This is a genomic window from Galbibacter marinus (assembly GCF_000300875.1).
Taxonomy (GTDB): domain Bacteria; phylum Bacteroidota; class Bacteroidia; order Flavobacteriales; family Flavobacteriaceae; genus Galbibacter; species Galbibacter marinus.
On record NZ_AMSG01000034.1, the window covers coordinates 18,661 to 28,052 of the forward strand.

Consider the following 9,392-nt stretch of genomic DNA (forward strand, 5'->3'; position numbering starts at 1 on the left):
CCTTTGTTGTATTCGATAATTTGCTATGGAAGCTCTCATTCCTAATTTGGTGTGGATAATTTACAAATAGAGAATGTAAGAAATGTTAATATTTTTCATAATTTAGCCCCTTTCAATGAAATAACTCCCTATATTTCACGGCATTCGTAATACTGATAGCTTTATAATGAGAAAAAAAAGAGTATCAATTAAAGATATTGCAGCTGATTTAAACATCTCTGTGACCACTGTTTCTTTTGTACTTAACGGTAAGGCAGAGGAAAAGCATATTTCAAAACAGCTCACCAAAAAGGTGCTTGAGTATGTTGAAAAGGTCAATTATAAACCCAACCAGATTGCACAGAGTTTGCGCACAGGTGAATCAAAAATTCTTGTATTTATGGTGGAGGATATAGCGAACTCCTTTTTCGCTAAACTCGCACGTCTAATTGAGGATCTGGCCTATAAGAAAGGGTATAAAGTATTATTCTGTAGTAATGATAACGATGATAACAAATCAAAAGAACTCATCCATTTATTTAAAAACAGGCAGGTCGATGGCTTTATAATTGTACCCTCGCCAAAGATTCAAAATACCATTACAAATTTAATAGAGGAGCGAATTCCGGTGTTATTGTTTGATAGATATTACCCGGAACTAGATACGAACTATGTTGTTACTAACAATGCTGAGTCGACACAAAAAGCAATTGAACACCTTGTGGATAACGGATTTAAAAACATTGCCTACATTACCCTAGACACCCATCAGTCTCAGATGGAAGATCGATTAAATGGTTACCTCGAAGCCATTTCCAAATATGGACTTCAGGAAATCTCATTGAGACTTCCTTTTTCTAAAACTATAAGTAATCAGGGAGATAAAGAAATGAAAACCTTTTTGGAAAGCAACCCAGAAATAGATGCCATTCTCTTTGCTACCAATTACCTTACAGAAACAGGACTTGAGGTTATTAAACGCGATTTCCCAGGGTTAATTGATCGAATAGGATTTATTACTTTCGATGATAGTCACTTATTTAAAACCTATAGTCCTAGCATAACTGCAGTAGCTCAACCTACGGCTAAAATGGCACAAGAGGCGATGGACATCATATTGAAATTACTCAAATCTGACACTGAAATCCCTAATAGAAAAGTCATTTTAGAATCCTCATTAATAATTCGAGATTCCTCTAAGAGACGATTTTAGCCTATATTTTTTATAGAATCCTATAATTCTGAGTAATAAATTTTATAATAAATTTGCTAAAACGATTTAGTAATGTATATTTGAAATTCCATTTCTTAAAATACCAACCGATTATATAAAGAACCACTACAATGAACCAATTATGAAAAGAAGAACCTTTATTCAAAATGCAACCATGGCTTCGAGTCTTGCTTTTATCAATCCGATGGAACTTACAGCCTCATCTTCCATTGAGTTTCCTACGGTACGAACTCCTGAAGGCGAAAGGAATTTTAAGAGCAAGGCAATAGAAAATGCTATAAAAACTTTTTCCAAGAATGTAGAGGATCCTAAATTAGTTTGGTTGTTTAATAATTGTTTTCCAAATACCCTTGATACAACTGTTACCTATGAGGAAACCCAGGGCAGACCAGATACCTATGTCATAACAGGAGATATTGATGCTATGTGGTTAAGAGATAGTTCTGCTCAGGTATGGCCTTATATGGAATTTACTGATCAAGATGAGGACTTAAGACACCTCATAGCTGGGGTGATTAACCGACAGACAAAATATATTCTTAAAGATCCTTACGCCAATGCATTCTATGACGATCCATCTAAGCAAGGAGAGTGGTCTAGTGACCTGACAAAAATGTTACCAGGGGTGCATGAGCGCAAATTTGAAATTGATTCTCTTTGTTATCCTATTCGTTTAGCATATAACTATTGGAAGAACACAGGAGATACTTCACCTTTTGATCATCAATGGAAAAAAGCTATCGCCTTAATTTTACAAACCTTCAAGGAGCAACAACAAAAGAATGGTCCTGGTCCTTATTCCTTTATGAGGCAAACACCGCACGCTACAGATACAAGAGCATTAAGAGGGTATGGTTATCCTGTTAAACCCGTTGGACTGATCTGTTCTGCTTTTAGGCCAAGTGATGATGCTACGGTTTTTTCGTTTTTAATTCCTTCCAATTTCTTTGCTGTAGTGAGTCTAAAACAAGCTGCTGAAATGGTGGGTGAATTACACGATGATAAAGCGTTGTCGAAGGAACTTTTAGATCTGAGTAATGAGGTGAAAAAAGCAATAGAGAAACATGCCGTTGTGGAGCATCCTACCCATGGTGCAATTTACGCATTTGAAATCGATGGCTACGGAAATCACCTTTTAATGGACGATGCCAATGTACCTAGTTTGTTGTCTCTACCTTATTTAGGAGCCATTAGTGCTGAGGATCCTATCTATAAAAATACCCGAAATTTTGTTTGGTCACTCGATAATCCATTTTATTTTGAAGGAAAAGCAGGAAAAGGAATCGGTGGTCCACATGTTGGAATGGATATGATTTGGCCGATGTCTTTAAGTATAAAAGCACTAAGTAGCACAGACTCTAAAGAAATTAAAGACTGTATCACAAGTCTTAAAAACACAGATGGGGGCACTGGCTTTATGCATGAATCCTTTCATAAGGACGATCCCACTAACTTTAGTAGATCCTGGTTCGCTTGGGCCAATACCTTATTCGGAGAATTACTTTGGAAAACATACAATCAAAATCCTGAATTGCTCTAATGGTCAAATCTGTAACTATCAAATATTCGAATTTCTTTTCTCGCGTTGGGTCCAAAATATTCAGCATTCTTGGATTATGTTGCCTTGTTTTTCTACAGTGGAGCTGTGAAGAGAAACCTATTTCGAAAACTGCCGAGGTAGAAGAAATAAAAAACTATACCGATTATGTTAATACCTTTATTGGAACTGCTCCATTAACGGATCCAGAGCAAATTGGATACACTCCGCCAAAGGACTGGCGCGTATGGGCAGGACTCGTTTATCCAGGATCATCTTTACCCAATGCAATGGTTCAACTCAGCCCTATAACGGCCTACGGAACTGGTGCGGGTTATCAGTATGAGGATAATGAGATATTAGGTTTTACACATACTAATAAAGGACACTGGAATTTTTGTAATATTCCCATATTGCCTATTGCAGGTGAAAATGCAACCTACCCCTATGGTTCTTCTTTTTCCCATTCAAATGAGAAAGCATCTCCGGCCTATTACCAAGTCTATCTTAAGGATTATAAGGTAAATGTAGAATTGAGTTCTACACTTCGCGCTGGAATTCATAAATATAGTTTCCAGTCTCAGGACAATCGAATGGTTTTACTTGATTTAGGAACTGCCAATAATCATGTAGATGATTGGAGATTTGATAAAATTGGTCTTAATGAGATGGCTGGCTATCAACAGATGGGAAGCGAACGTATTTACTTTTATGCTCATGTAGATGCCCCAATTAAAGGAGTTCAGAAAATAAATGGAGGAAAAAGTAAAGGCTATGTACTTTTGAATTTAGGAGAATCTAAAAGTACAGTGGTTCTTCGTATTGGCTTGTCCTTTGTAAGTATTGAAAATGCTAAGGAAAACCTTACTAAAGAAATTGGATCGCAGACTCTTGAACAGGTGAGACAGAAGGGCGAAGCCATTTGGAATGGTCTGCTTTCAAAGATCGCCGTTAAAGGAGGTTCAGAAAAAGAGAAAACTCTTTTTTACAGCTCACTTTACCGAACTTTTTTATGGCCTGCGCTGCGAAGTGATGCCAACGGAGACTTCCGTAATGAAAAGGATTCTATAGTCAATAAGGGTCATCGTTATTATACCAATCCGTCCTTTTGGGATACTTATCGAAATAAATTAGTGTTGCTGCAAATTCTAGATCCTCAGCTTTGTAATGATATAATTAAATCGCTTGTGGATCGTGGTAGCCACAGTGGATTTATACCCACTTTTTTTCATGGAGATCATGCAGCTGCATTTATAAGTGGATCTTACGGTAGAGGGATTAGGGACTATGATGTTCAAAAGGCCTATGAACTACTGCTTAACAACGCATATAAACAAGGGGGAACAAGGCCCTATATTAAGGAGTATATCACTCAAGGATTTATAGCAGATCCAGATGTTGAAAACCCTCATGTTGAAACCAAAGCAAAAGCGGGGGTTTCTAAAACATTGGAATACGCTTATGATGATTACGCATTAGCCTTGCTAGCAAAGGAGTTAAAGGATAGCACACATTATAGTGACCTAATGAAAAGGGCAAATAATTATAAGAACGTTTTTGATACCAAAACAAATTTTATGCGTGGTAAATTGGAAGATGGATCTTGGATAACCCCTTTCGATCCGCAATACCCGTATTATGAATACATGTACAGAGAAGCCAATGCATGGCAAGTTTCTTTTTACGTTCCACACGATATGGAAGGTTTAAAGGCATTATATGGAAGTGATCAGGCATTTGAGAACAAATTAGATTCCTTATTTACTCTTAAATGGAATCCTGAGTATATCGCACGAAATGTTTCAAGCTTCATTGGGCAATATTGTCATGGGAATCAACCAGACCACGAGGCTCCTTTTGGTTATTACTTTATTGACAAACCCGAAAAATCTCAAAGAATTATCGACACCATTTTAAGCGATTTCTACGGAATAGGTGAACAAGGGTTGGCACTTAGTGGAATGGATGATGCGGGAGAGATGTCAAGTTGGTATGTGTGTAGTGCAATGGGGTTATATCCATTCTCACCAGCGGATACAGAATATCTGGTTAGTGTCCCGATATTCGATCAAATTACTGTGAATACTGGAGCAAAAAACGAGTTGAAAATTTCAACCCAACCAGCCTCTAGATCCTTAAAAAGAATTGTTGTAAACGACACTCCAATGGAGGGCTATTTTATTCCTCATAAGTTGTTTTTGGAGGGTGGGGAAATTTCAATAGAAACAGAATAAAAGTAAAATTAAAGTATAAACTGTTAAACTACAATAGGTAGTTTAACGATATTAAATTAAGGTTAGCATGCCAATAGCCATTGGAGTAGATATAGGAGGGAGTCACATTTCATGTGCAGCGGTTGAACTCAGTAGCAGTGAAATTATCCATCAAACATACCGCGTTGAGCGAGTTGATTCTAAGGAAGAAAAGGAAGTAATATTACAGCAGTGGGCGGATTGTCTAAATAGTGTATTGCAGGAACTTGGGGATAAGCTCCCTATTGGAATCGGTTTTGCCATGCCAGGACCTTTTCGCTATAGAGAAGGGATCGCGATGTTTGAGGTTAATGATAAGTTTGAATCCTTGTACGGGGTTTCTATTAAAGAGGAATTGCCAAAGTATTTAGACAAAAAGGAAATACCCTTACGGTTTTTTAATGACGCATCATCATTCGGAATTGGAAGCTTGCTCACGGGAGGATTCAACACCCAAAGTAAGGTGGTAGCCCTGACCCTTGGGACTGGTTTTGGAGCAGCTTTTTTTGAGGATGAGTATCCTTTAATCGATGCCGAGAAAGTCCCTGAAAATGGTTGTTTATGGGATAAGAAATTCAAAGATAGTATTGCTGATGATTACTTTTCAACTAGATGGTTTTTACAACAATATGAAAGGGAATTTGGTCACAAGATTTCTGGAGGAGTAAAAAGTCTCATTGCTCACAACAGTGCTAGAGCGCAGGAACTATTTGATATTTTCACCCTTAATTTTGTAGCCTTTACAACACCCTATTTAAAGGTATTTAACCCTGATATTCTAATTATCGGTGGCAGTATTGCAAAATCGTCACAACTATTTTTAAATAAGCTTCAGGATAAATTAAAGGACAGAGGCTTACAGATGCAGATTACCATTATTGATCAAACAGATCAAGCGAATATCATAGGGGCTAGCCATACCTTTAACCCCTGTTTTTGGAATAAGATAAAAGATAAACTACCTAATATTTAATAAATTAATTAATGAATACCAACCTTAAAATACCTGTAGTTGATAAAAAGCTAATTGTGCCTTTTATCTTGATAACTTCATTATTTGCTCTTTGGGGTTTTGCCAATTCTGTGACTGATCCTATGGTGCAGGCTTTTAAAAAAGTATTAGAACTCAGTAACTCACAAGCAGCTTGGGTGCAAATGGCCTTCTATGGGGGGTATTTTTGTATGGCTTTACCAGCAGCTTTATTTGTTAGAAAGTATACCTATAAATATGGGATTATAATGGGACTATCCCTTTATTCCATAGGAGCTTTGTTGTTTTATCCAGCCGCAGTTACCCAAGAATTTTGGTTTTTCTGCCTTGGCCTTTACGTACTTACCTTTGGTTTAGCTTTCTTAGAAACCACAGCTAACCCTTATATTTTAGCAATGGGGCATCCTAAAACGGCTATTCGGCGTTTAAATTTGGCTCAGGCCTTTAATCCAGTGGGCTTGGTTCTAGGTTTGCTAGTAGCTAAGTTCTTTGTTTTAGACCAGCTACAATCGGATGATTACGAAAATTTTGCTGCTTTGGATCAAGGAAAAAAAGCCTTGATTAGGACATCGGACTTACTGGTCGTAAGGGATCCTTATGTAATACTGGGCCTTGTAGTATTAGCGGTACTTGTTATTATTTTAATCAGTAAAATGCCACAAGCAAAGGATAGTGATGGGGATGTGAGTCTAAAAAAGACGTTTTCTTCCCTTTTAAAAAATAAACGTTATTCTTACGGGGTACTTTCGCTAGTGATGTACATGGGGGCTCAAATCATGTGTTGGACTTATATTTATCAATACGCCGAAGGAATGGAAATTACAGCTAGTATCGCTGCAAATTACCAGTTATTGGCCTTTATCCTCTTTACTATTGGTAGAATTATTGGAACCTATTTACTTAAATTTATAAGCTCGACAAGGCTTTTGATGTATTTTGCTTTTGCAGGTTTATTTTGTGCTTTATTAACGGTATTCAGTGGTGGAGTTTATGGATTATATGCCTTAGCTAGTATATCGTTCTTTCTCTCTATTATGTTTCCAACCATTTATGGAATTGCTCTTGAAGGCCTAAAAGAGGAAGAAACAAAAATCGGAGCGGCAGGTTTAGTAATGGCTATTGTTGGTGGTGCTTTACTACCTCAATTTCAGGCTATGATTATAGATATAGGAGGCGTAGGCGTTGATGATATAAAAATATTTGGAGTCCCTGAGGTGAATTTCTCATTTGTTTTGCCTGCAGTATGCTTTTTAGTGGTTATAATTTATGCATGGAATGTGATTAAAAGGACAGCGATAGACAAGCTCTGATTATTAAATTTTTAATTTCATCCTTGTGTATTTTTGACTGTAGCCGATTATAGAAAGACAATATATGATTTTTTCCAAGGCCAATAAATTTATAAAAAGACATTAGAATTAACAAAAAGTACCATATAGATTACTAAATTTTAAAACGTTAACCATGATAGAACAAGCACACCTTAAACTGCTCAGCGCACTTGTAGCGATGTTATTAATCCCCTTGAGTGTTAATGCTCAAAATTACAAACCCGCCGGGGATAAAATTAAGACCAAATGGGCAGAACAGATTGATGTAAATTCAGTTTTACCAGAATATCCTAGACCGATCCTGCAACGTGAACAATGGAAAAACCTAAATGGTTTATGGGACTATTCAATACAAGGGGTTGGAGAACCAAAACCATCTAAAGCCGATGGGAAAATCTTGGTGCCTTTTGCTGTTGAATCGAGTCTTTCTGGAGTCCAAAAAAGGGTTGGAAAACACAATGAACTGTGGTATGAGACTACTTTCGAGGTGCCAGAACAATGGAATGGAAAACAAGTCCTCCTTCACTTTGGGGCAGTAGATTGGAAAACTGAAATATGGATAAATGATATTAAGGTAGGCTCCCATACTGGTGGCTATACACCATTTTCTTTTAATATCACCCCATTTTTAAATGATTCCACAGAGACTCTTGTCGTAAAGGTCTGGGATCCTACAAGTGAAGGTCCACAACCTAGAGGGAAACAAGTAAAAGATCCTGAGGGTATTTGGTATACACCTGTAACTGGAATATGGCAAACAGTATGGCTTGAACCTGTTAATGAAAAACATATACAAGACCTTAGAACAACTCCAGATATCGATAATCAACTGGTCAGAGTAGATCCACTAATTGAAAACACTACATATGGAGATATCATTGAGGTTACTGTAAAGGATGGTGATAAAGTGCTTTCAGTATCAAAAGCAAGTGCTATAGAAACCTTGGAAATCCCAATTACCAATCAGAAGCTTTGGAGTCCTGAATCTCCCTTTTTATATCAAATGACAGTAAAGCTTATTAGTAATGGTGCTACCGTGGATCAGGTGGAGAGTTATTTTGCCATGCGTAAAATATCCAAGAAACGCGATGAAAAAGGTATTATTAGAATGCAGCTAAACAATGAAGATTATTTTCAGTTTGGCCCATTGGATCAAGGGTGGTGGCCAGATGGATTATACACCGCTCCAACTGATGAAGCATTGAAGTATGATATTGTTAAGACCAAAGAATTAGGGTTTAATATGATTCGTAAGCATGTGAAAGTGGAACCTGCTAGATGGTATACACATTGTGACAAGCTTGGGATTTTGGTTTGGCAGGACATGCCTAATGGTGATGATGCTCCAATCTGGCAAAACAAAAAGTATTTTGATGGCAATGAGTTAAAACGATCTGCGGAATCAGAAGAAATCTTTAGAAAAGAATGGAAAGCAATTATGGATTATTTATATTCTTATCCAAGCATTGTTGTATGGGTGCCTTTTAATGAGGCTTGGGGACAGTTTAAAACGATAGAGATTACTGAATGGACCGCGAAATATGATCCATCAAGACTTATTAATTCTGCCAGTGGAGGAAATCATTTTCAGACAGGTGATATTTTAGATCTGCACAATTATCCAGATCCTGAAATGTATCTTTACGATGCCAATCGAGTTAATGTTCTTGGAGAGTACGGTGGTATCGGACTGCCATTAGAAGGGCATCTTTGGAAAACCGACAATAATTGGGGATATGTGAAATTTAAAAATTCAAAACAAACAACAGATCAGTATATCGCTTATGCAAAGGAATTAATTGAACTCGTTAAATCAGGTTTTTCAGCAGCGATTTACACTCAGACGACGGACGTTGAAGGTGAAGTCAATGGATTTATGACATATGATAGAAAAGTTGATAAAATGGATATAGAAAAGGTGAGAAGCATTAATAAAAAAGTCATAGGCACTATTGAAAAGTAGTAAAAAGCATAAGATTTATTTGAAAGAGCTCCTTTTTTCAGGGGCTTTTTCTATAAATGAAAGCTATGTGAACGACCCACACGCTAAAGACATGATGGGCTTCGG

At 37.1% G+C, this 9,392-nt stretch carries 6 protein-coding genes; all 6 read left to right on the top strand.

Going from position 1 to position 9,392, the window contains the following annotated elements; genetic code table 11:
* Window positions 1-166: 166 nt before the first annotated feature.
* The 6 genes from I215_RS14435 to I215_RS14460 all read left to right on the top strand — a co-directional run bounded on the left by I215_RS14435 (window position 167) and on the right by I215_RS14460 (window position 9,287).
* Window positions 167-1,192: a LacI family DNA-binding transcriptional regulator gene (locus I215_RS14435; protein WP_008992733.1), complete on the top strand. Its 1,026-nt coding sequence runs from the start codon at window positions 167-169 to the stop codon at window positions 1,190-1,192.
* A 142-nt stretch (window positions 1,193-1,334) separates the two neighbouring features.
* Complete coding sequence (locus I215_RS14440) at window positions 1,335-2,753, top strand: glycoside hydrolase family 125 protein (RefSeq protein WP_008992734.1); 1,419 nt, start codon at window positions 1,335-1,337, stop codon at window positions 2,751-2,753.
* Window positions 2,753-4,984 carry a GH92 family glycosyl hydrolase gene (locus I215_RS14445; RefSeq protein WP_008992735.1) on the top strand — a complete coding sequence of 744 codons (2,232 nt, stop codon included), beginning with the start codon at window positions 2,753-2,755 and terminating at the stop codon, window positions 4,982-4,984. The genes I215_RS14440 and I215_RS14445 overlap by 1 nt, the downstream gene beginning before the upstream one ends.
* 67 nt (window positions 4,985-5,051) lie before the next feature.
* On the top strand, window positions 5,052-5,975 hold the full coding sequence (locus I215_RS14450; protein WP_008992736.1) for an ROK family protein: 924 nt from the start codon (window positions 5,052-5,054) through the stop codon (window positions 5,973-5,975).
* Window positions 5,976-5,986: 11 nt separating this feature from the next.
* On the top strand, window positions 5,987-7,303 hold the full coding sequence (gene fucP, locus I215_RS14455; RefSeq protein ID WP_008992737.1) for an L-fucose:H+ symporter permease: 1,317 nt from the start codon (window positions 5,987-5,989) through the stop codon (window positions 7,301-7,303).
* 154 nt (window positions 7,304-7,457) lie between these two features.
* Window positions 7,458-9,287, top strand: coding sequence for a glycoside hydrolase family 2 protein (locus I215_RS14460; protein ID WP_008992738.1), 1,830 nt, complete (start codon window positions 7,458-7,460; stop codon window positions 9,285-9,287).
* Window positions 9,288-9,392: the final 105 nt, after the last annotated feature.

Coding starts and splice junctions, on each gene's coding strand:
- I215_RS14435 (WP_008992733.1), top strand. CDS start 167: ATGAGAAAAAAAAGAGTATCAATTAAAGATATTGCAGCTGATTTAAAC.
- I215_RS14440 (WP_008992734.1), top strand. CDS start 1,335: ATGAAAAGAAGAACCTTTATTCAAAATGCAACCATGGCTTCGAGTCTT.
- I215_RS14445 (WP_008992735.1), top strand. CDS start 2,753: ATGGTCAAATCTGTAACTATCAAATATTCGAATTTCTTTTCTCGCGTT.
- I215_RS14450 (WP_008992736.1), top strand. CDS start 5,052: ATGCCAATAGCCATTGGAGTAGATATAGGAGGGAGTCACATTTCATGT.
- fucP (WP_008992737.1), top strand. CDS start 5,987: ATGAATACCAACCTTAAAATACCTGTAGTTGATAAAAAGCTAATTGTG.
- I215_RS14460 (WP_008992738.1), top strand. CDS start 7,458: ATGATAGAACAAGCACACCTTAAACTGCTCAGCGCACTTGTAGCGATG.